The sequence below is a fragment of the Halanaerobium salsuginis genome (assembly GCF_900114545.1).
Classification (GTDB): Bacteria; Bacillota; Halanaerobiia; order Halanaerobiales; family Halanaerobiaceae; genus Halanaerobium; species Halanaerobium salsuginis.
On sequence record NZ_FOTI01000024.1, the window covers coordinates 24,688 to 47,843 of the forward strand.

17 protein-coding genes, 1 tRNA gene and 1 riboswitch are annotated in these 23,156 nt (G+C 32.5%); of the genes, 3 read left to right on the top strand and 15 right to left on the bottom strand.

The window, feature by feature from the left end; all coding sequences use genetic code 11:
* Positions 1-30 precede the first annotated feature (30 nt).
* Positions 31-1,998: a bifunctional diguanylate cyclase/phosphodiesterase gene (locus tag BMZ74_RS08720; protein ID WP_089861859.1), complete on the bottom strand. Its 1,968-nt coding sequence runs from the start codon at positions 1,996-1,998 to the stop codon at positions 31-33.
* A gap of 139 nt (positions 1,999-2,137) precedes the next feature.
* Positions 2,138-2,216, bottom strand: a riboswitch (cyclic di-GMP riboswitch).
* Positions 2,217-2,368: 152 nt separating this feature from the next.
* Between BMZ74_RS08720 and BMZ74_RS08725 the strand changes: the two genes are divergently transcribed.
* A tRNA-Leu gene (locus tag BMZ74_RS08725) sits at positions 2,369-2,455 on the top strand.
* Between the two features lie 75 nt (positions 2,456-2,530).
* Complete coding sequence (locus BMZ74_RS08730; RefSeq protein WP_245750858.1) at positions 2,531-3,772, top strand: BaiN/RdsA family NAD(P)/FAD-dependent oxidoreductase; 1,242 nt, start codon at positions 2,531-2,533, stop codon at positions 3,770-3,772.
* A 1-nt stretch (position 3,773) separates the two neighbouring features.
* Here BMZ74_RS08730 and BMZ74_RS08735 read toward each other — a convergent pair whose 3' ends face one another.
* The 6 genes from BMZ74_RS08735 to BMZ74_RS08760 form a co-directional block, all read right to left on the bottom strand.
* The gene (locus BMZ74_RS08735) at positions 3,774-5,822 is read right to left on the bottom strand and encodes a diguanylate cyclase domain-containing protein (protein WP_177181407.1); all 2,049 of its coding nucleotides are present in this window, start codon (positions 5,820-5,822) and stop codon (positions 3,774-3,776) included.
* Between the two features lie 194 nt (positions 5,823-6,016).
* On the bottom strand, positions 6,017-7,150 hold the full coding sequence (locus BMZ74_RS08740; protein WP_089861861.1) for a baeRF7 domain-containing protein: 1,134 nt from the start codon (positions 7,148-7,150) through the stop codon (positions 6,017-6,019).
* Positions 7,151-7,249: 99 nt separating this feature from the next.
* Positions 7,250-8,674: a GntR family transcriptional regulator gene (locus BMZ74_RS08745; RefSeq protein ID WP_089861862.1), complete on the bottom strand. Its 1,425-nt coding sequence runs from the start codon at positions 8,672-8,674 to the stop codon at positions 7,250-7,252.
* 30 nt (positions 8,675-8,704) lie between these two features.
* Complete coding sequence (locus tag BMZ74_RS08750) at positions 8,705-11,443, bottom strand: cation-translocating P-type ATPase (protein ID WP_089861863.1); 2,739 nt, start codon at positions 11,441-11,443, stop codon at positions 8,705-8,707.
* 1 nt (position 11,444) lies between these two features.
* Positions 11,445-11,969, bottom strand: coding sequence for a type 1 glutamine amidotransferase domain-containing protein (locus BMZ74_RS08755; RefSeq protein WP_089861864.1), 525 nt, complete (start codon positions 11,967-11,969; stop codon positions 11,445-11,447).
* Between the two features lie 179 nt (positions 11,970-12,148).
* Positions 12,149-13,516 (bottom strand): DUF2254 domain-containing protein, encoded by a 1,368-nt coding sequence (locus BMZ74_RS08760; protein WP_089861865.1) that lies wholly within the window; start codon positions 13,514-13,516, stop codon positions 12,149-12,151.
* A gap of 248 nt (positions 13,517-13,764) precedes the next feature.
* Here BMZ74_RS08760 and BMZ74_RS08765 point away from each other — a divergent pair, with 248 nt between their 5' ends.
* Entirely contained in the window at positions 13,765-14,583 is an 819-nt protein-coding gene (locus BMZ74_RS08765; RefSeq protein WP_089861866.1) for an aldo/keto reductase, read from the top strand.
* 112 nt (positions 14,584-14,695) lie between these two features.
* On the opposite strand, the gene BMZ74_RS08770 is transcribed toward BMZ74_RS08765, so the two are convergent.
* The 8 genes from BMZ74_RS08770 to hemA form a co-directional block, all read right to left on the bottom strand.
* Positions 14,696-15,073 carry a sirohydrochlorin chelatase gene (locus BMZ74_RS08770; RefSeq protein ID WP_089861867.1) on the bottom strand — a complete coding sequence of 126 codons (378 nt, stop codon included), beginning with the start codon at positions 15,071-15,073 and terminating at the stop codon, positions 14,696-14,698.
* Complete coding sequence (gene hemL, locus BMZ74_RS08775) at positions 15,073-16,374, bottom strand: glutamate-1-semialdehyde 2,1-aminomutase (RefSeq protein ID WP_177181408.1); 1,302 nt, start codon at positions 16,372-16,374, stop codon at positions 15,073-15,075. Before hemL ends, BMZ74_RS08770 begins: the two co-directional genes overlap by 1 nt.
* 54 nt (positions 16,375-16,428) lie before the next feature.
* Positions 16,429-17,067: a hypothetical protein gene (locus BMZ74_RS08780; protein WP_089861868.1), complete on the bottom strand. Its 639-nt coding sequence runs from the start codon at positions 17,065-17,067 to the stop codon at positions 16,429-16,431.
* Positions 17,068-17,152: 85 nt separating this feature from the next.
* Positions 17,153-18,133, bottom strand: a complete 981-nt coding sequence (gene hemB / locus BMZ74_RS08785) for a porphobilinogen synthase (protein WP_089861869.1) — start codon at positions 18,131-18,133, stop codon at positions 17,153-17,155.
* Between the two features lie 6 nt (positions 18,134-18,139).
* Positions 18,140-19,699 carry a uroporphyrinogen-III C-methyltransferase gene (cobA, locus tag BMZ74_RS08790; protein ID WP_089861870.1) on the bottom strand — a complete coding sequence of 520 codons (1,560 nt, stop codon included), beginning with the start codon at positions 19,697-19,699 and terminating at the stop codon, positions 18,140-18,142.
* 17 nt (positions 19,700-19,716) lie between these two features.
* The gene (gene hemC, locus BMZ74_RS08795) at positions 19,717-20,646 is read right to left on the bottom strand and encodes a hydroxymethylbilane synthase (RefSeq protein ID WP_177181409.1); all 930 of its coding nucleotides are present in this window, start codon (positions 20,644-20,646) and stop codon (positions 19,717-19,719) included.
* 24 nt (positions 20,647-20,670) lie between these two features.
* Positions 20,671-21,510: a precorrin-2 dehydrogenase/sirohydrochlorin ferrochelatase family protein gene (locus BMZ74_RS08800; protein WP_089861872.1), complete on the bottom strand. Its 840-nt coding sequence runs from the start codon at positions 21,508-21,510 to the stop codon at positions 20,671-20,673.
* Between the two features lie 3 nt (positions 21,511-21,513).
* Positions 21,514-22,806 carry a glutamyl-tRNA reductase gene (gene hemA, locus BMZ74_RS08805; protein WP_089861873.1) on the bottom strand — a complete coding sequence of 431 codons (1,293 nt, stop codon included), beginning with the start codon at positions 22,804-22,806 and terminating at the stop codon, positions 21,514-21,516.
* Between the last annotated feature and the right edge of the window lie 350 nt (positions 22,807-23,156).

A 23,156-nucleotide genomic window follows, 5' to 3' on the forward strand; every position in this document is an offset into this window, starting at 1 on the left:
ATAAATATTATATCATGTCAAGTTATATTTTCAATTTCTGTCAATAATTCTTGCTATTTCCTCAAGTGGCATTGGCCTGTAATAATAGTATCCCTGAACAAAATCACAATTTAGCTTCTGTAAAATTTCAACTTCTTTTTTATTCTCTACTCCTTCTGCAACAACTTTTAAATTTAGTTGATGTGATAATTCAATAATTTTTTCAATTAAAATTTTATTACTACCAAAATTAATATTTTTGATAAAAGACTTATCAATTTTAAGAATATCTAAAGGAAGTTTAGTTAAATAACTTAAAGATGAATATCCTTTACCAAAATCATCAAGTGAAATCAAAAAACCTAGTTCCTTTAATTTATTCAAATTATCTAATTCATTACTAAGTGAATCAAGTAAAACAGATTCAGTAATTTCAAAATCAATTTGATTTGTATTAATTTTTTCTTTTTCAATTAACTCTTCTAAAAAAATCGGTAAAGAGTTATCTTTTAAATCATAAGGAGATAAATTAATTGAAATTGTTTTTTGATATTTTTTTAAAATATCATTTTTATTTAATTCACTTATTACCTGTTTAATTACCCATTTATCTATTTTATTGATTAGATTACTATTTTCTGCAATTGGAATAAAAAACTCGGGTGAAATACTACCAATCTGTGGATGTTTCCAGCGAGTTAATGCTTCTAAAGCAACTATTTTTTTCTGCTTAAGATCCAATTTTGGCTGATAAACAAGATATAATTCCTTATTTTCTACTGCTTTGCGTAAATCATTTTTAAGACGGACGTTATTTAACTTTTTATAATACATTTCCTGATTATAGATATGAAAAAAAGTATTAGCATCTTCAATAGTATGCATTGCATGATGAGCTCTGGTTATTAAAGTTCGGGCATCACCTCCATTAAGAGGATAAAGACTAATCCCAATTTTACAGTTTAAATAATATTCAATCTTATCTTTTTCCCAGAGATTTTTAAGTATAGCCAAGATTTTATTAGCTTTCTCTGCTATTTCTTCTTTAGAATTAATTCCTTGATAAAGAAGTAAAAATTTATCACCATAATAATAACCTAACAATTTCAGATCAGAATCGTATTTTAACTCAGCTGCAATTATTCGTGCAGTATAATTTGCATGTGAAGAACAAACTATATTAGAAATATTATCTAAATCACTAATTTCTAAATAAAAAACAGCAAAACAAATATGCTCTTTTTGACGAGTTTCTTTGATCAATTTCTCTAATTTATCCTGAAAATATTTTTCATTTGGCAAAGCTGTAAGATCATCATAATAGGCTAAGTGATATAATTCATTTTCTAGTTCTTTTTCTCTAGTTATTTCATTAGTGATTCCAATCACTTTAGTTTTGTTCCCAGAGTTGTCATTCACAAAGCGCCCACTGTGTTTTAAATATATATATTTGGAATTGTTATATATTCTAAAAGTATTATAATATTTTTCTGTTTTACCAGTCAGATAATCCTGCCATTTATGCCTGGCCTGCTCTTTATCTTCTGGATGAATAAAATCAATTATCATTTCTATTGGATCTTTGTTTATATAATTATAATGTTTATTTAATTTATTTTGAGCCCAATATGAAAGATAAAGTTTTTTTTCTCGTAAATCATATTCCCAAATACCAATGTCAACCATATCTTCAATTAAATTAAAGCGACTATTTTTTTCTTCTTGTTGTTCTATTTCTTCAATATCATTAATAATTTCCTGGTTGAATTTATACTTATTCAACAACTTTTTCTTTAGCAATAGATAAATAAAAATAGCAGATATTATAATAAAAATTAATTCACTTAAAATATAAAAAATTGTAAAAGGATGTTCTTCTGGTAAAATTAGTTTACAAAAGCCTTTGAAAATTATTAACCAAAAAAACCCCAGGGCTAAATATTTGGTAATTAAGATTAAACTTTCTCGATCAGGATTGTTTTTTTTTATTTTTTCTTTTAACTTGAAAATGATATCCATGCTGCCACTCCTGTAATTAAGATTATTTTCAAAAATCAACTTTCTGTTAGCATTGTTTTACTTTAGCTGCTCAACTACTAAATAATCATTCCAAATAAAAAACCCGACCATAATTGGTCGGGCAATAAATAAAGTAAATAAGTGCAACCTGGCAATCTTAACTAAGAAGACCCATGGCTTTGCGTCGCTGCTTCACAACAGCTTTGCCCATATATGTAATAAAATATCATTTTTATATATATATTTTACTAAACTAAAGACTATAATTCAAGAGCTATAATCAGCATAATTTGTCGAAATATCTGTTTTGGCATTTAATTATTCTTGCTTGCTTTTAAGTTCTTTCTATGTTAAAATAGTCAGTGTTGATGCCGAAGTGGTGGAATTGGCAGACGCGCTGGATTCAAAATCCAGTGGCCTTACGGTCGTGCGGGTTCGACCCCCGCCTTCGGCACCATTGATATATCAACTATGATGACCGTTCTTAACTGAGCGGTCTTTTTTTTATATATTTTTAAAAGGAGATTTTCGTATGATTAAAGTTGACTTAACAATCATTGGGGCAGGACCTGCCGGAATTTTTACAGCAATTAATGCTGCTCAAAATAATAAAAATATACTCATTTTAGAAAAAAATTCTACGGCTGGTAAAAAATTATTAATTACTGGTTCAGGAAAATGTAATATAACTCACTCTGGTGATATTAGAGATTTTTTTAACCATTATGGTAAAAATAATAAATTTTTAATGAGTGCTCTCTATAGCTTTGATAACTCTCGTTTACTTAGCTATTTTAATCAACACAAGTTAAAATTTATTACTAATGAACAGGGAAAGATATTTCCTGAATCAGATAAAGCAGCTGATATTTTAGAAGCTCTATTAGCAGAATGCAAAGTAAAAAAGATTAAATTTAATTTTAATTCTGCTGTAGAACAGGTTAACTATGATAAAAAAAAGAGAGTTTTTATTATAGAAACTGCTGAAAACATTTATAAAAGCAATTATTTAGTTCTAGCTACCGGAGGTAAATCATATCCTAAAACCGGTTCGACTGGTGATGGTTACGAATTTGCCAGGCAGCTAGGTCATAAAATTATCACTCCTCAGCCTGCTTTAACTTCTCTCATTAATAAAAATAAGCACTTAATTAATTTAGCAGGTATCTCTTTAAAAAATGTAGAAATTTCCCTCTGGAGAAATAACAATTTTTTGCAGAAATGGCAGGATGATATTTTATTTACTCACCAGGGACTATCTGGTCCGGCTATTATAAACTATTCTCGCTATTTTAAAATAGGTGATCAGCTAAAATTAAATTTAGTTGACTTTAAAAATAAAACAGATTTCGAAAATGATTTACTTAAAAAAAGTCAGCAATATGGCAGCTTGAATTTAAAAAACTTGCTAAAAAAATATCAGTTAGCTACCCGTATTATTACAGAAATTTTACCAATGGCTCAGCTCAATATTAATAAAAACTCTGCTCATTTAAGTAAAATGGAAGCTCATAAAATTGCTCAGCTATTTTGCGAGTTTAAAGTTGATATTTCTCACTTAGCAGGTTTTAATAAAGCAATGATTACAGCTGGTGGTATAGATCTAACAGAAATTGATCCTGGTACAATGGAATCAAAACTATGTAATAAATTATTTGCAGTTGGAGAAATATTAAATATTGATGGAGATACTGGTGGTTATAATCTTCAGGCTGCTTTTTCGACTGCTTATCTGGCTGGTCAAAAGTTAAAAGATTATTTTAGTAACAATTAGTTTAAGCTCTACTAGCCGAATTGTCAGCTGCTAAATTAGACTTGTTTTTTTCTTTATCACAATACATTTTCCGATCTGCTCGAGTAAAAACTGTTTCTAAGGAAATAGCAGTATTATCCTTTTTTTTCTGAACCGCATAACCAATTGAAATTGAAAATTTATATTTTAAGTTTTTCGCTTTCTGTACATTTGCATTGGCTGCTTTAATTTTAGCTAATAAATTTTGCGCTTTAGTCTCAGTTGTGTTAGTTAAAATAATCGCAAACTCATCTCCACCTATTCGGGCAACAATTTCATTACTTTCTGTAACTGATTTTATTAATTTGGCAGCCATTTTGATGTAATTATCTCCACACTTATGTCCATAATTATCATTAACAAACTTTAAACCATCCAGATCAGCTATCATAATTGCAGCTGGATGAAGTTTAAAATCAACTTCTACTTCTTTTAGCTTCTTCTCAAAATAACGCCTGTTATATAGCCCTGTCATTTCATCGTGAAATGATAAATATTTAATTTCTGCATCTCTAGCTTTTTCTTCAGTTATATCAAGAGAACTTCCTACTATTTTCTCTATTTCGCCAGTCTGATTAAAAACGGGAGTTAATTTTGTTAAGAAAATTCTTTTTTGCTGGGAAAAAACAACTTCTTCTTCATAACTAATTGATTCTTTAAGTCTAAGACATTTACTATATTTTTCAGCAAATTTATTACCCAATTCTTCTCCAAAAGCTTCAACAGGAGTTTTTCCTTCAATATCTACAGCTTTAATTTTTATGTACTTTTGATGAAATTTATTGAGGCGTTGATAGCGAAAACTTTCATTTTCAACATTTAATAAAAATATAGAATTATCAATATTAGACAGTATTACTTCATATTCATGATAAAGCTGTTCTAACTCCAATCTAATTTTTTTACTAGCTGAAATATCACGCACACTAATTAATAATTTTTTTGCAGATGTATCATCTTCTAAACTGGTCATTTTAGCCTCATAATAAAGTGTCTCCTGTTTATTTTGTTTATTTTGTAAAGAATATTCAAAAGTCACTGGTTCCTGGCCTTTTAAAACCTGTTCGGCTTTTTTAAAGTAATCTGCTGCTAAATCAGGAGTTAAAATATCCTTGATATTCTTCTGAATACATTCTGATTTACTAAATAATAAATTATTCTCATCTACTGTCCAGAAATCAATAATTTTACCATATTCATTAATCAAGAAAATTAAATCAGGAATTGTTTCGATGATTTTCTGGAGATTATCTCTATTTCTTCTTAATTCTTTCTCCAGAATATTTTTTTCTGTAATATCCTCCATTTCACAGATAATACTTTTAACTTTGCCATCACTGGTAAAAATAGGCTGCTTTTTAATAGCTAAAAGTTTATTTTCTCCTCTATAGTTTAGAATCCATTTTTCTTTCTTTACAGGCTGCTTATTCTGCATAATTCTAATATTTTCTCTTACAATTGTTTCTGCAATCTTTAAAGGAAATATATCAAAAACTTTTTCTCCTTTAAGTTGAGCAGCCTGTTTACCAATAAAACTAGCATATTTTTTATTAACTACACTGTATGTATATGGATCACTAAAACAGCAGATCATATTATCAAAACCAGCCAGTATTTTAGGATTTATATCCCCCGAACAATAGTTAAATATTTTATCACGATTAAATATAATTTCAATATTGTTTTTAAGCTCACTTTTTTTAATTGGCTTAGTTAAATATATATCACAATATTTATGCAAATCACTTTGAGCAAAATTGAATTCCTCTGTTTTAGCTGTCAAAAATATAATTGGTAAATTATATTTCTCTTTTATTTTTTTAGCTAATTGCTGACCCGTCATTTTACCTTTTAATACTAAATCAATAATTAATAAATCTGGTAATTCTTTTTTAAGAGAACTATTCAAATAATCCCAACTATCTTCTGCCTTTTCAAAACATCCACTAATTGTGTAATTTAGTTCAGTTATAATTTCTTTAATAATTGAACTGTCAAACTTTAAATCTTCCACTATAAGTATTTTAGGCAACTCTACTACCTCCATAACTGCATAAATACCCTACTTATAAATCAAACTTATAATATACCTTAATTATCAACTTTAAAATCGAATGCTTTTATTATACTATATATTTTAAAATCTTTGCAACTAAAAAAAAATAGATATTCAGCTTTAAAGCTGAATATCTATTTTAATAAATTATTTGAAATATTTTTTTCTAATTAATATCTATAAATACTTAATAAATCAGCTTCCCCAAAAATTTCTGACTGATTTAGAGCATATACTTTACCACCATTTAAAATAGTTTGTAAAGCAGCAAAATTATAAAGATCATAACTATCTTTAGCTGTTGATTCACTTATTTGACCTGTTTTTGCTTTAAATTTACCAAACCAGCTAACTGTTTTATTTAAAAATAGAACATCTATTTTACCATAATAAGCAGCTGCCACAATTTCTGCCTTATCAGCAGCAGTTTTACTACTAGCTTTAAGCTCTAAATAGCGATCTTTATCTTTCTGTAAATAATCATGCAGATGAGGTTTAATTAAATTCCAACTTTTTTCTTTTAATTCTTTTTTATTTAGATCCTGAAAATTACCACTTAAGTTTTCAGGTAATAAATTAGCATGACTATTTAACTGCTGATACAGCGAAAATATATTATCATCTGCAGCAAGCAGCAGATATGGCTCGCTTTCAAGCTTATCTTTTAAAATAGAATTAATTTCTTTTAAATAATGAATTAAATCTGCCTGATCATCTTTTTCTGCAGCTTGACTGTGGAAAACTGCATCAGCTCCACCTGAAGTAATGGAGTGATAACTTTCTTCAGCTTCAGTATCTAAATTCAAAAAGTCACGCAAATTTGCTGGTAATTCTGTTATTTTAACTTCTGTTAAATTATTTTTATCTGCCAAGAAAAGTTGATTATAGCTTGGAGACAATGCTAATAAATAATAACTTCTGTTATCCCAGTACTCAGAAATTAATTGTTTAATATTAAAATAATGACTAACATAGTTTTCAGTCTGTACATCCACAGCAAGTTTAAAGTATTCAAATTTATCTGGAGCAATAAATATAGCCAGTCCTTCTTGCTGCTGCTGCCAAAAACCACTATTTTCTTGCAATTTTAAGGCAGGAGTCAGCAAATCGTCAATTAAATCTGACTTGAGATTCCAGTTTTCTTTTAATTTTTTTCTTACAGTTTGAATTAAGTTTTTAAAATTAATCATCAATTTTTTGAACTCGCCTTTATGAACAGCCTTAGTTGACATATAAATTGACACACAGGGTTCTGATTCAGTCTGAATAAGATCTTTTAAAATAGCTAACTTAACTTCTGCCATCTTTATTTACCCCCTATTAATTTAACTTATCAATAAACACTGATTAAGTGAGTTCTAAATTTATAAAATGTATTTTTTTAAACATAAACTAACAAATTACTAATTAACAAACTGCCAATATATTTTAGCTAAAGCCATCACTGCCTGTTTAAGTTCAAATTGATCTAAAGCGGCCACAGATACTATTAAATCTGAGTTTAGCTTTGTTTGTAAAAACAATCGATAGTCTGGCAGTAAAACAGAGTTCTTAGCAGCAAAAGCTTTAAAACCAGCTTGATTAAGTGGTTGATTTAAGGTTAATTTAAAATAGAAAAGAGCATTATTTTCAATTTTTAGAACAGCTTCTTTAAAATGAGCTTTTATTTCTTCTTTAATTATCAGTCTGCGATTTAGTAAACGTTGGGCAAGCAGTTTAATTCTTTTATCTAGATAGTTATTGTCAATATAATAACTAAGCAAATTATTAACTATATTATCTCCAGCTGAAAAATCATTTCGCTTAAACTGCTGTTGATAACTATATTTAGCCAGTAGAGAACTAGTTTCCATTTGGTTATAATTAGCTTCCTTTTCAAAATAGATGTTGCCTAAATTAAGGCCAGGAAAAACCCTGGCAGTTAAATTTTCTACTACTATTAAATGCTGACTATATTCGCTCAACAATTGTTTCGATAATTGTGGCTGATTTTCATAAAGGGAATAAAACTGTATAATTATTAATTTAAATTCTAACATTTTAGCTAATTCAAATAGTGAATTCAATTTAGATTGCGGCCAGTTAAAGATACTTTTAGCTGCAGTTTCATCACTAATTACTAAATAATCAATTTTAGCTTGATCCAGATAATCAACTAGCTTTTCATAATCAGCTGAAACAGAATTAAATAAATTATCTGGTTGATTCTGCTCTTGCAAAATTTCAGTAAGCAGAGAAAAATCACTCAATCCAGCAAATAAAAATTCTGCCTGCAGATCAATTATGTTAGCTAAAATATGCTGCAGCTGCACTCTAGAATTAAAAACTAGATGCTGATCTAAAAAAGAATATCTCTTAGCCTGTTCTTTGAGCTTTTTAAACCAGCTTAAACATCCATTAGGTTTTGAACTAAAAACTGCTCCAGCCTCATCAGCAGAATAACGGTCATAAATTAAATCAAAAGCATATTCAGACAGATATTCTTTTTTACCTGATGGACCTCGTAAATCAATATTTTCAGCAGGAGGTGTATAAGTCTTAGAAGTTAAAATTCTAAGTCGATGGTCTGCTGGATCAGTTTTAGAAGCAGCCGGTGCAATATAACTACCACTGCCTTCCTTTTTATAAATTAAATTTTCAGCAGCTAGCAAATCATAAGCCTTTACGACTGTTTCTGGATTAACATCAAGTCGAGAAGCTAGTTTTCTAATAGAAGGCAATTTAGTATCTGGTGTATATAAATCAGCCAGAATTTCAGCTCTAATTGCTTCATAGATCTGATTATATAAATTTTGCCCACTTTCTCGCTTTAATTCAATTGCAAACATTTAACTTACCTCCTGCATTCAGATAAACATTTAATTATTTTTTCTTTTGAAAAACTTAATTACTTCATGTCCCAACAAAAAGATAGCTCCGCCAGCAACAACTCTTAACCAATCAGCTCCAGTTACTGCAGCAAAACCAAGCAGTGAATTAACTGGAGTATAAATTATCAATAAAACCATTGCTATAGAAATAAGAATAGAATAGATCATCTTTTGATTACTAAAAAAGTTTGAATTAAAAATACTCGTTAATTCATAACGTCTTGACATGATATTAACCCACTGAGAAAAAGCAATTGTTAAAAATGAAATTGTAGTGGCTCTTGAATAAAGCTGACTACCTGCTTCAACCAACTGAGTTTGATCATTGATAAATAAATAAAAGTTTGTAAAAGCAAGACTTCCCATTAAAATAGCCAGAAAAGCAACCTCACTAAAACTCCTTTTGTTTACAATATGATCTGACTGACTACGCGGCGGTGATTCCATTAACCTTTCTGAAGCTGGATCAAAAGTTAGCGCAGTTAAGGGTAAGATTTCTGCCAGTAAATCAATAGACAAAATCTGGATTGCTAGAATCGGTATTGGCAGTCCAAATAAAGCAGCAGCAAGTAAACCAAGCAGTACTATTGTAAGTTCAGCTCCATTAGTAGTTAGAGAAGCAATAACTGTTTTTTTAAGATTATTATAAATAGTTCTACCTTCTTTAATTGCATAAACAAGGGTTGGATAACTATCGTCTAACAAGATAAGTTCAGAAGCTTCTTTCGAAACATCAGTTCCCATCTGTCCCATCGCTACACCAATATGAGCACTCTTTAATGCTGGAGCATCATTTACTCCATCTCCAGTTACAGCAACAATTTTCTGCTGATCTTTTAAGTTTTTAACAATTCTTAATTTATCTTCTGGTGAAACTCGGGAAAAAATTAAAGATTGATTTGCTTCCATTAGTTCCCTTAATTCAGTTTCACTCATGGCAGCCAAATCCTGACTGGTAAAGACCGGAACATCCTGCCCACTTTCATCAAGCTTAATCTCTTTTCCAACAGCTTGAGCTGTAATCGCATGATCACCTGTCATAATATAGGTATCAATTTTAGCATTGTGTGACTGGGCAATTGCTTCTTTAACCCCCTCTTTTGGGGGGTCAATCATCGCAACTAAGCCTAAAAATACTACATCTTTTTCAATATCTTCCAGCACATAATCAGTTTCATCAGCTTCCAATTTTCGGTAAGCAATTGCCAATACCCGCATTGCCTGCCTAGAATACTTTTGATTTAACTCTTCTAGTTCTTTACGATCTTCTGCTGTAAATTCTACTATTTTACCATCTTTCAAAATATGTTTAGTTACTGAAAGTACACTTCCTAAAGCACCTTTCATTTTTAAATAATTGCCATCTTCAAACTCTCTAACTGAACTCATTCGTTTCCGATCAGAATCAAAACTAAATTCATGTAATTCTGGATTATCCTGATCCTCAGTTGGTGAACGTGTACCCAGTTTAGTTGAAAGAGTAATCAAAGCAGCTTCGGTTGGATCTCCAATTGCATACCAACCAGGATGTTCATCATCTGGTTTATGAATTTCAGCATTAGAAGCCATAGTTGCTGCATCAAAGATAATTTCCATCTCTGCTATTTCTTCTTCTGTTAAAGCTTCTTGATCAGAATTTAAAATTTCTCCTTCTGGTTGATAACCTAAACCTGTTACGTCATATTCAGAGCCATCAAAATAGACCTTTTTTACAGTCATTTCATTTTTAGTCAGTGTACCAGTCTTATCAGTACAAATAACATTAGTCGAACCAAGTGTTTCGGCTGAAGATAACTTTTTTACAACTGCGTTTTTTTTAGCTAAACGATCTACTCCCTGCGAAAGAGCAACAGTTACCTGCATTGGTAAGGCCTGTGGTACAACAGCAACAGCAATTCCCAGAGCATAAATTAAAGCAAAATTAATACCATAACCCTGATAGATACTTACTCCAAACAAAAGTAAGGCCACAACAACTGCAAAAACTGCAATTCTATTGGCTACTGACTGCAGTTCACTCTGCAGAGGTGATTTTGACTTATCCTCTTCCTGAGTTAAAGCCGCAATTTTACCCATTTCAGTTTCCATACCTGTTCTGACAACTACTCCTTTAGCTGAACCAGAAGCAACTGTAGTTCCTAAATAAGCCATATTATCTCGATCAGCCAGTGGTTTTTCTTCTTTAATTTGATTTGATTGTTTTTCTTGAGGCATTGACTCACCAGTTAAAGAAACATCATTTGTTCTTAAATTAAATGATTCAATAATCCTCAAATCAGCCGGGACTTTGTCGCCTTCTTCCAGACTAACTAAATCTCCTACAACCAAATTTTGCTGTGGAATTTCACTAACCTGACCTGAACGAATTACTTTTGAAGGTGAATTAACCAGCTTGTTTAAAGAATCCATTATCTTTTCTGCCTTAAACTCCTGCATAAAACCAATTACTGAATTAATAATCGCAATAGCCAACATTACAGTTCCATCACGATAACTACCAATTATAAATGACATTAAAGCAGCAGCAAGTAGTAAAATTACTAATACATCTTTAAACTGCAGTAAAAATATTTTAACTAAAGATCTCTGCTGACCAGCAACAAGCTCATTTTTACCATTTGCCTTTAATCTTTTAGCTGCTTCAGACTCATCTAAACCAGATTTAGAACTCTTAAGATCACTCAGAGTCTGCTGAGCGGTTTGGCGATAAAATTCTTGATCAGCCATCCTATCCCTCCTCCAGAGCAGCAACTAATTCTCGACAATAGTCTGGAATATCTTTAACAACTCTACCCCAGACAAGATTACCATCACGAAAAGCTGGTTTGTCTACCCAGCTCCCCCCTGCATTAATTAAATCGTCTTTAATTCCTAACGACCCAGTTGCTGGACCAGCAACTATTCCAGCTGAAATGGCTACCAATCCTGCATGGCAGATCAACCCAATTATTTTATCTGCCTGATAATTACTTTTAACTAGTTTAATTATATCTTTATCACGGCGAATTTTATCAGGAGTCCAGCCACCTGGAATGAGAATACCATCATAATCTTTTTCTAAAACCTCAGCAGCAGTATAATCAGCTGCTTTAGTTAAACAGCCATGTTTGCTCTTATATTCTTTACCTTTTTCTACACCTACTATATCTACTTCTGCTCCTTCCTCAATCATTCTCATATAAACAACCCAGAATTCAAGATCTTCATAACCCGGGCCAATTAAAATTGCAATTTTTTTGCCTGTTAATTTCATTTTATTCACCTCAAATAAAGTATGATTTTCAAACACAAATCTATTCTTTTAAAATTTATTAACAGCTCAGATTTAGCTGCAAATAAAATTCTTAACTAAAAATATTTATTTTCCCAATTTAATCATTAACTTTAATTTAACTTATTTATAACTAAAATAAAAGTGAATAATTAACTGATCTAAGAATTTTCTACTTGATAATAGTTTTCTTTTTCTTTTTTATGACCTGTTTCCCGGGCCAGCCGATAAATTTTATGATTAAGAAATTTCTTATCTTCCTGTTCTAATACTTCTTTAGAAAACCCTCCTAAAATATAATGACTAAAGTGCCAGACCTGTTCTTTAACTGACTGCGGACTTCCTTCAGCAATAATTACTAGAGCATCAAGAATTGAACCAGCAACAGAAACATCTTGATTACCATAATGACTCAGTTGATAAAAAGTCTTATAGAGTAAATCCCAAAATGAAATATCCTCTAGAATAAAGCAGAGCTCATCTTTATCATTATAATAGTAAGTATTCTCTAAATTAGCAACAGCTATTCGAGATAAGACCCAGCCTAATTGATTAATACAAAAGATTGCTGTATTAGGATCATTAATTCCCGGTGAAATTGCTCTTAAAGCAACTTCAGTTAGTTTTAATAATCCAAACTCAATATCATTTTTTTTACTACGTTCATTATTAATTACCAAATTAGTTAATATTTTTTCACTAATGTCAGTAAAATCTTCCTTAAATTCAGCTGCTGGATAAAGCTGCCACACTTTAAATATAACGGTATTTTCAGTTACATAATCACCAATCATTTTTTCAGCCCTAATAATTAGATCCTGCTCATCTGCTAATTTTGTCAGTTCAAGATCATAAATTTTCTGGATATAGCCACTTTTTTGGGGCTTGATTTGATAGGCTTCCCGATTAGTTAAAGTATTTAAATTAGCCGGTGGATCATTTCTAATTTGGTCATTACTATTATTTCTTGCTTCTATTGAGTCAACTATTTCAATAACTTCGTCTTTCAGATTTTCTATCAATAAATTAACCTGAACTGAATTAGCAGCATGATGAATAAAATAAACAAAATACCCCAGACAAACAATAGCAACAATAACCCCAATCATTGCTGAAAATATATTAGCATCACCTGTCCCCTGTAAAGTATCATTTAAAAAAAGTAGGGTTAGAATCGAATAAATAAATCCAGCAATAAATACCCCCAAAACTTTTAATGTAATCTTATTTTTCAAAAAGTCCTGCATAGTTCGGGGTGAAAATTGCGAAGAATACATTGTTAATACAACCATTATTGTTGAAAAAGATACTGTAATCATAGCAAATAAAGAACCAGCAATTGTAGATAAAATAGTCTTAGATAAATCATATGAAGTAAAAAAATAAGCTGGTAAAAGATCAGCTAACACTCTACCATAACTATGTTCAAGTAAAATAACAGCTATTGACAAAAAAGTAGCTGAAATTGCATAAAGCGATGGAATAAAATATATTTTATTTTCAATATTATGCAGAATTTTTAATTTCAATTTTAACTCCTTAACTTTTACTGACTTATCAATAAGTTTAGTCTAAACTCTTTAACTACTAATTTAACTTTCCTCTAACATTTTAGTTCAACAAAATTAGTGAATATCCTTTTTTTATACTTAAGTTGATAATTAATCTCAACTTAAGTATAATAATGTAGTAGGTAGGTTTAAATTAACCTTTTTTAGTATTTAATCAGTTTAAAGAATAATAAGTTATCTTAACAACTAAACTGGAGGATGATCAAATGGATTATGTCGAATTAAAATCTGGTGATAAAATGCCGCTTTTAGGATTAGGAACCTGGCGTTTAAAAGGAAAAGAATGTAGTCAAATAGTAGAAAAATCTCTAGCAATGGGTTATGAGCATATTGATACTGCTGACGGATATGATAATCATCAGGCAGTGGGAACCGGTTTAAAGAATAGTTCATTAGATAGAAACGATGTTTTTATCACTTCTAAAATAAAACCAGAAAATCTAGCTTATCAAGATATTAAAACTAATACAAAAAGATTTTTAGCTGAACTGCAAATTGATTATTTAGATCTCTTGTTAATTCACTGGCCTAATCATAAGATTGAGCTAACTGAAAGTTTAAAAGCTCTAGCAGAAGTTAAGAAAGCTGGCTTAACTAAAAATGTTGGAGTAAGTAATTTTACTATCCATCATCTACAGGACGCACTTAAGATTAATCCGGATTTAATAGCCGTCAATCAGGTAGAATTTCATCCAAGTCTTTATCAGAAAGATCTGCTGGAATTTTGCCAGGAAAATGATATTGTTTTAACAGCTTACAGTCCGCTGGCCCGGGGAGAAGTATTTGAAAGTGAAGCAATTCAAAAATTAGCTAAAGAATATGATAAATCCCCTGCTCAACTAGCTTTAAAATGGCTGATTGATAAAAATATTGTTGCCATTCCTAAAGCAAGTTCTGAAGAGCATTTAAAATCTAATTTTTCTCTTTTTGACTGGGAATTTCCTGCAGAAGCCAGAACAGAAATGGATAAATTAAATACTAATAATAGGCTAATTGATCCTGACTTTGGTGAATTTGATTATTAAATTAAAGAAATGATTAGTAAATTATAGTAATTATTAACTAAAAAACCGAACTCTCTTCATTCAGTTGAAGAGAGTTCGGTTTTAATTTATTTAAATTTATTTATCTAGCAAATTAGTTAATTGTAAAATTATGAGCTATTTGATAAATATAGTCAGCAAAATCTGTAGAACTAGCCGGATGAGGCAAAATTTTATATTCCAACTCTGGCACCTCTTTTTTTAATGAGTCAAGACGCTCTGGAATATCTTTACGGACATGATAACCTGCAAAAATAAAAAGTGGTAAAATTACCAGCTTAGAATATCCTGCTGCAACTAATTTCTTAACTGCAGTTTCTAACTGAGGATCAGCGAATTCCAGACAAGCTCCATCAATTTTGCTAAAATAATTCTGCTTAACTGTCCTTAATTTATTAATGAATTCTGCAAATTCCTGCCTACTTGCTTGATTTTTACTACCATGACTAACTACTAATAAAGCTTCTTTCATTATAAATCAGTCCTTAACTGCTTTAATGCCTGATAATTAGCAGCAATAGTCTTTTCTAAATCAGCTTTGCTTAAAGCAAGTGAAATAAAATTAGCTTCAAATTGAGATGGAGGCAAATAAATTCCCTGGGCCAGCATCAGCTTAAAATATGAAGCAAACAGATCAAGCCGACAATTTTGAACATCATGATAATTTTTAACTTCCTCCTTACTAAAAAATAAGGTAAACATAGAACCAACTTTACTCAAATGAGCTGGAAAATCAAGCTCAGCAATATTTTTTTCAATTCCCGCTGCTAGCTGCTGACTTAACTCAGCCAATTTTTGATATTTTTGCGAATCATTTAGTTCTTTTAGAGTTGCTAAACCTGCCTGCATAGCCATTGGATTACCCGACAGAGTTCCTGCCTGATAAACAGGTCCATCTGGGGCAATGTAATCCATAATTTCTTTTTTGCCAGCAAAAGCCCCAACCGGCATTCCTCCCCCAATTATCTTTCCAAAAGTAGTTAGATCAGCTGCTATATTATATAATTCCTGAGCACCACCTCTGGCCAGGCGAAAACCAGTCATAACTTCATCAAAAATTAATAAACTTTGATATTTTTTAGTAATTGAACGTAAAAATTTTAAATAAGCAGTTTGAGGAGCAATTACTCCCATATTACCGGTAACTGGTTCCAAAATTAAAGCTGCAATTTCAGAACCATATTCAGTAAATACCTGTTCTACAGCTGGTTGATCATTAAAAGGAACTACAATTGTTTCGCAAGCTGTATTAGAGGTAACACCCGGGCTGCCTTTGATGCCAAGAGTTGCCACTCCAGAACCAGCCTCCACTAATAAACTATCTGCATGACCATGATAACAGCCCTCAATTTTAACTATCTTATCTCTGCCGGTATAACCACGAGCCAATCTAATTGCACTCATAGTTGCTTCAGTCCCTGAATTAACCATTCGGACTTTATCAATAGCTGGACAAAATTCTTTAATTAATTCAGCCAATTCTGTTTCAACCTCTGTTGGGGCACCAAAACTACTCCCCTTTGCCAGCTGATCTTTTAAAGCAGCTAATACATGAGGATGATTATACCCCAGGATCATCGGTCCCCAGGAATTAACATAATCTATGTATTGATTACCATCTAAATCGTATAAATAAGCACCTGTTCCCCTTTCAATAAAAAGAGGATCCATTTCTACAGCTGTGAAAGCCCGGGCTGGACTATTAACTCCTCCTGGAATAGACTGCTTAGCTCTTGCAAAAGCCTGGCTTGACTTTGACCAACTAATCCCCATAATTTGTTCACTCCTTATCTTAAATTTAAACTTTCTCGATTAGTAAATTAATTGTTAATCCATAACTGATTTTATTTTATCTCTGGCAGCAGCAAATCTATCTTTCCGATCTGCTTTACTAAGTTTGATTGGTTGACTAACACTTACATTAATTTGATTAAAAGGCAGTGGAAATTTTAATTTATCCCAGCGATTTTTAAGTTCAATCTTGCGCTTTACTTCAATATTAACTGGTACAATTCTCCGACGAGAAAAAAGAGCCATAATAAAAGCAAATTCTTTTGGTTCATGATAAGGACCGAGTGGTCCATCAGCCGAAACAACTAGATTTGAATTACCACCAGAGTTAATTTTGCTCCTTAATTTAAAAATATAGTCACCATTCTCTGAATAATCAGGTAATCTAATTACATCATAGCCAAAGGCCTGACTAATTCTGCTGATTACTCCACCTCGCTTATTTTTAGTTGTTACTATATTTAGTCTTTCTCCTTTTAAAAGTGGATAAAAGCAATAACTATCACCATGCCAGATAAAAAAAACAAATTTTTCTGGGTAATCACTTTTAAAAAATTCTGCCTGTCCAACTAAATTAACTTTACTTGTTTTATAAACAAAATCAATATAACTATAAAAGCAAAAGCTAATCAGTTTTTCGGAAAGCTGTGCTAGTAAATTACTAACTTTATCCATAAAAACACCCTTTATGATTTATTTAAACTGCTCAACAACAGTTTCGCTGCCTGTTGCAAGATCTAACTCTAAGCTTAAAATTAGATTATGCTCTATCTTGCTTTAACCATTTAATTGCCTGATCAGCCCAATAACTTATAATAATCTTAGCTCCTGCTCTTTTAATTGCAGTTAAACTTTCCAATACAACTTTTTTCTCATCCAGCCAACCCTTTTCTGCTGCAGCTTTGATCATTGCATATTCACCACTGACATTATAGGCAGCCAGAGGGGCATTATATTTCACTGCTGCCTGCTTGATAATATCAAGGTAGGCCAGTGCTGGCTTAACCATAATTATATCAGCACCTTCTGCCAGATCAAGTTCAATTTCTCGCAGTGCTTCTCTGCTGTTTGCAGGATCCATCTGATAAGTGCTGCGATCTCCCTGACCAGGAGCAGAATGGGCAGCTTCTCTAAATGGTCCATAAAAAGCTGACTGGTATTTAGCAGAATAAGCCATAATTGCTATATTATTAAAAGAGTTCTGATCGAGTACTGTTCTAATTTTAGCTACTCGACCATCCATCATATCAGAAGGTGCAATCATATCTGCACCTGCCCTGGCATGAGAAAGAGCAATCTTGCCCAGCCTTTCTAAGGTAAGATCATTTACAATCTCACCATTTTTTATGATTCCACAGTGTCCATGATCAGTATATTGGCAGAGGCAAAGGTCAGTAATTAAATATAATTCTGGCAGTTCTGCTTTTATTGCCCGTAATGCCTGCTGAACAATACCATCTTTCTGCCAGGCACTTGAACCCTCGCTGTCTTTACATTCAGGTAAGCCAAATAAGATAACTGACTGCAGTCCAAGCTGACTGACTCGTTTTAGTTCAAGCAATAATTGATCAATCGAAAAATGATAATTACCTGGCATAGCAGATATTTCTTCTTTAATCTCATGGCCTGGTACTACAAAATATGGTTTAACAAAATCAGCTGGATTTAAAATAGTTTCCCGGACCAAATTACGAATATTTTTAGAACTACGCAAACGTCGAGGACGTTTAACTAAATGCATATTTATTCACTCCAATTTAGTAAAATAATTAATAATTGCTTTAAATAAACCATTAATTGTATATTCTTCGGCGATTAAATTAACTGCTAGTCCTTCTTGTCTGGCTGAAGCAGCGGTTACTGGTCCAATACAAATAACAGGAATCTCTTGCAATTTTAACATCAAATCTTCCAGGTCAGTTTCTGCTGCTGCTAAATTCTTAATGCCATTCATAAAATTACTAACTGTTGAAGAACTGGTAAAAGTAAGCAAATCAAGTTGATTATTTTTAATTAATTTAATTAAGTCTGTTGGTAGTTCAGCTGGCACAGTCTGATAAGCTGTTAGATCAGTTACCGCAGCTCCCCAGTTAATTAATTGATCTGCTAAATCACGGGAAGCAAGATTAGCTCTCGGAAGTAGAAAATTACTTTCAGCAAAATTAATTTCACCTGCTGCAGCTAAATTTTCTAATAAATTTAAAATCCCCGCTGTTGAGTAATCAGCAGGCAGATAGTCAGCCTGCAGGCCAAACTCAGCTAATTTTTTTGCTGTTTTACTACCAATACAGATTATTTTATGGCCAGCAAATGCTCTTGCATCCAGACCAGCCTGCTGTAATTCCTGCCAGAAAAATTCAACTCCATTAACTGATGTAAAAATAATAAAATTATAAGCAGTTAATTCCCGGATAGCTTTTTTTAGTGGAAGTGGGTTAGCAGCCTCTTTAATTTTTATTGCTGGGGCCAGAATTGCTTGTCCTCCTTCGCTTTCAATTAACTCTACAAATTCTGCTGCCTGTTCTGCTGGCCTAGTTACTAAAATATTTCTGGCCAGAAGTTGCTTCTTTTCAAACCAGTTTAATTGCTCTCTTAGCCTGACAACTTCTCCAATTATAATTACAGCTGGTGGCTTGAGCTTAGCTGTTTTTACTTTAACAACTATGTTGGCTAATTTGCCTTTAATAACCTGCTGCTGGGAACGACTTCCCCAGCGAATCAAGGCAATCGGAGTTTCTGGATCACGTCCTGCTGCTATTACCCGTTCTACTATTTTAGCAAGTTTACCAACTCCCATTAAAACTACAAGCGTATCAACTGCTGCTGCTATTTCTTCAATTTTAACAGTGCTACTGCTCTTAGCAGCTGCTTCGTGACCAGTAATTACAGCAAAAGAAGAAGCCAGGTGCCTTTGAGTAAGTGGAATACCAGCATAAAGTGGAACGGCCAGGGCCGAACTAATACCAGGAATAATTTCAAAGTCAATTCCTAATTCGGCTAAACGCAAAGCCTCTTCCCCTCCTCGACCATAAACAAAAGGATCACCACCTTTAAGCCTACAAACTGTTTTGCCTGCCTCTACTTTAGCTAGCATTAGTGACTCTATTTCAGACTGAGTATAGCGATGATCTGCTGCTTTTTTGCCAACATAGATCTTCTCAGCTGTCTCAGAAGCATAATCTAAAAAACGCTGGTTAGCCAATCGATCATATAAAATAACATCTGATTTAGCCAGAGCCTGTTTTGCTTTTAAAGTCAATAGGGCTGGATCTCCTGGGCCAGCTCCGGTTAAATAAACTTTTGCCATTAGCTGTTTTCCCTCCTTTATTTTCTCACTGCTGCAATTAGTTGTTCAGCACCTGCTGCCATCATTTCTTCAGCCAGCTGAACAGCTGTATTAACAGCTGTAGTTAAAGTATAATTTTCCAATATTTTTTGCTGTCGAATTAAATTACTACCATCCAGAGCAGCTGCTGCAGCAGTAATAACAAGCTGTTCTGCTTCTAGCCTGGCATAACAAGCAAGCGGAGCATGGCAACCAGCATTCATTTTTTTTAAAAATTGTTGTTCTGCCCAAACTGGAATCGCAATTTGTTCATCTTCAGCTGCTTTCAAAAGTTCTTGTAGTTGTTTGCTATCTTTTTTTATTTCAACTGCGATTGCACCCTGGCGAGCTGCTGGCAGGCAAATACCAGGACTGATATACTCAGTTATTTCTTCAGTTAAATTAAGCCTCTCTAAACCGGCTGCTGCCAGAATCACTCCTGCCAGATTAACTTCTTTAATTTTATTTAATCTAGTTTCTATATTACCTCTAATTGGAATAATTTTCAAATCAGGTCGATACGCCAATAATTGCGATTTACGTCTTAAACTACCTGTGCCAAGCCTTGCTCCAGGCGGTAAATCAGCTAATTTTTGAGTAGATCCAGCCAGAACATCGAGGGGGTTAGCGCGTTCAATTATTCCACCAATTTTAAGCTGCTCAGGTAGAATAGTTGGTAAATCTTTAAAACTATGTACTGCCAGATCAATTTTTCCTGTCAATAAAGCAATTTCTAAGTCTCGAATAAAAAGTCCGCTAGTTGCTAACTCACTTAACTGTTTATTTCTTTTGCGGTCACCTTCAGTTGAAATTTTTTTGATTTCAAATTCAAATTCTGGAGCCAGCTGCTGGAGCTTTTTCTGGACTAATTGAGATTGCTGTAAAGCTAACTTACTGCTTCTAGTTCCAATTACAAATTTTTTTTGCAAATTTATCATCCTTTATCTGTTCAATTACCTGGCCTTTTTCTGATATGAGGCTAATAATTTAATAATTTTTTGACGGGCAGTCTGATAAAGCCATGAATTTTTATTCCCCTGGCTTATCTGATTAAGCTGCTGTTGTAATTCCACTTTCGATAAATTTCTTCCTAATTCAGCTAAGTTATTTAAAAAATCTGCTGCTGCAATGGTTCTAAAAAATTGCTGGCGTTCTGCTGATTTAAGTTTCTTAAGAGCAAGCGGTCTTATTTCAGCCATAACAGCCAATAAAAGCTGATATTCAAAACCAAATTGATCTGCTAATTGCTGTTTTATATTTTTAGCAAGAGCCGGCAAATTAGCGCCAGTTGCAGCTGTCAATTGTAAATCTCCCTGCTGGATTAAAGCCGGTAGAGTAAAATCAGAATAATTACTGTATTTAGCGTCTGCTATATTAACTAAAATATCATTTTGATGAGCTAATTTAAAGACTTGATAATTTAACTCAGAATCTGCTGTAGCTGCAAAGACCAAAAACTTTCCAGTTAAATCATCGGCCTTAAAAGCTCGTTTAACTAATAATATTTTACAGCTCTGCTCTGCTAACTTAAATTCTAATTTTAAACTATCCTGCTTAAACTTATCATTTTGCTGACATAAATTAATTACAGCTGCCGCCTGCTGAACAGCTTTATTTTTCTCAAGCTCCTTAATTAAATAATTTCGAAATTCAGCTGAAAAATAGAGACTAACTACTGTAATTACTGCTCCCGATGCTGCTAAACGTTTAAATTTACGCAGCGCAACCGAACCAGCACCGATTAATAAAATTGCTTTATCTTTAAGTTCTAAATTAACTGGATATTTTCCCATTTTTTAATCTCCAACTGCAAATATTTTCTTAATAACTGCTAACTTTTCTTTTTTATGAACCGGTTCTTCTGCTGCTATTGCTTTTAATCCTATCGTTGGCTGATGTAATAATTTATTTAAAAGTCGATGCCCTAACTGTTCAATAATTTCCTCAGCCGACAATTCAGAAGTAGCCAGCAGATGAAGAGCCCTTGCTACCTCGTCTGCTTTAATTTGTTCTGCATCTGCCCGCATTTCCTTAATTAGAGGCACACAGCTTCTTTCACGCAGCCAGCGTCTGAATTTATATTTTTCCTGTGCAATAATAGCTTCTGCTTTAGAAATTTCACCAGCTCTTATGTCAAGGTTATGATCAACTACCTGCTGAAGATCATCAATATTATAAAGATGGACTCCAGCCAGTTCTTCAACCTGACAATCAATATCACGTGGTAGAGCAATATCAATTAAAAACATTGGACCATGCTTTTTTTGCATTGCTGCTTTCAAGTCATTTTTATGTAAAACAGTATGAGGAGCAGCCGTTGAAGCAATAATAATATCAACCTCAGCAATGCGATCAGTTAATTGCTGCCAGTGAATAACTTCACCGCCATACTTATCAGCCAATTTTTGACCATTACTATAGGTTCGATTAGCAACTATTATTCCCTCTACACCATAGTTAACTAAATTTTTTAACAGCAGTTCAGCAGTTTCTCCTGCTCCTAAAATCATTACTTTTTCTCCCTGTAAATCGCCAAATATATTTCGGGCCAGCTCAACTGCCGAATAACTAACTGAAACAGCCTTTTCACTGATTTTAGTTTCAGTTCTAACCAATTTACCAATCCGGATTGCTTCCAGAAAAAGCTGATTTAAATAGCTATCGGTTAGATTATGAGTCTGGTAATCGTTAAACTGTCGCTTTAATTGGGCCAGAATTTGTGTTTCACCTGTAACAAGCGAGTCTAGACCAGCTGCAACTCGATAAAGATGTTCTACTGCCTGTAAATCAAATTTAAAATAAAGATAATTACTAAGACTATCTAACTTATAATGCAGATCTTCTCGCAAATTTTGATAGAAAAATTGATAAAAATAATCTTTTAAAAATTGCTGTTTATAATTATCACTTTCCGAAAAAATATAAATTTCAAAACGATTGCAGGTACTTAAAATTAGAAATTCATTCATCTTTAATTCTTGCTGTTTCTTTAAGAGTTTTTTTCTAAGCTCTTTTTCTTGCAGTGATAAACTATTTCTAATATCAAGAGGTGCTGTTTTATGATTAATCCCGACAGTTAATAAATACAAAACAATTCCTCCTCGTATAATATACTTAGTGATATTGAAATATATCACCATTTAAATATAAACTTTCTTGTTTCCATTAATTTTAGATTTAGTCCCTGATATAATGATATTTAAAGATATCCAGGGTAGATTTTGATCCCCCTTGTGGCATGTAATTACATGACTACTTTAAAAGTCTGATCCCCTGAGACTGATATGAACTCCTAACACGTATGCTGTGTCCTATTTGTTTTCTGCTGCTTTAGCAGGCAGCTGCCTTTGTACTCAAAACTTACTGGTGAACACTAATGGCGAGGCTGTTGAACTCTCAGTTTTTCAGGGACTAAATCTGGTTATCTTTTTTAGACTCC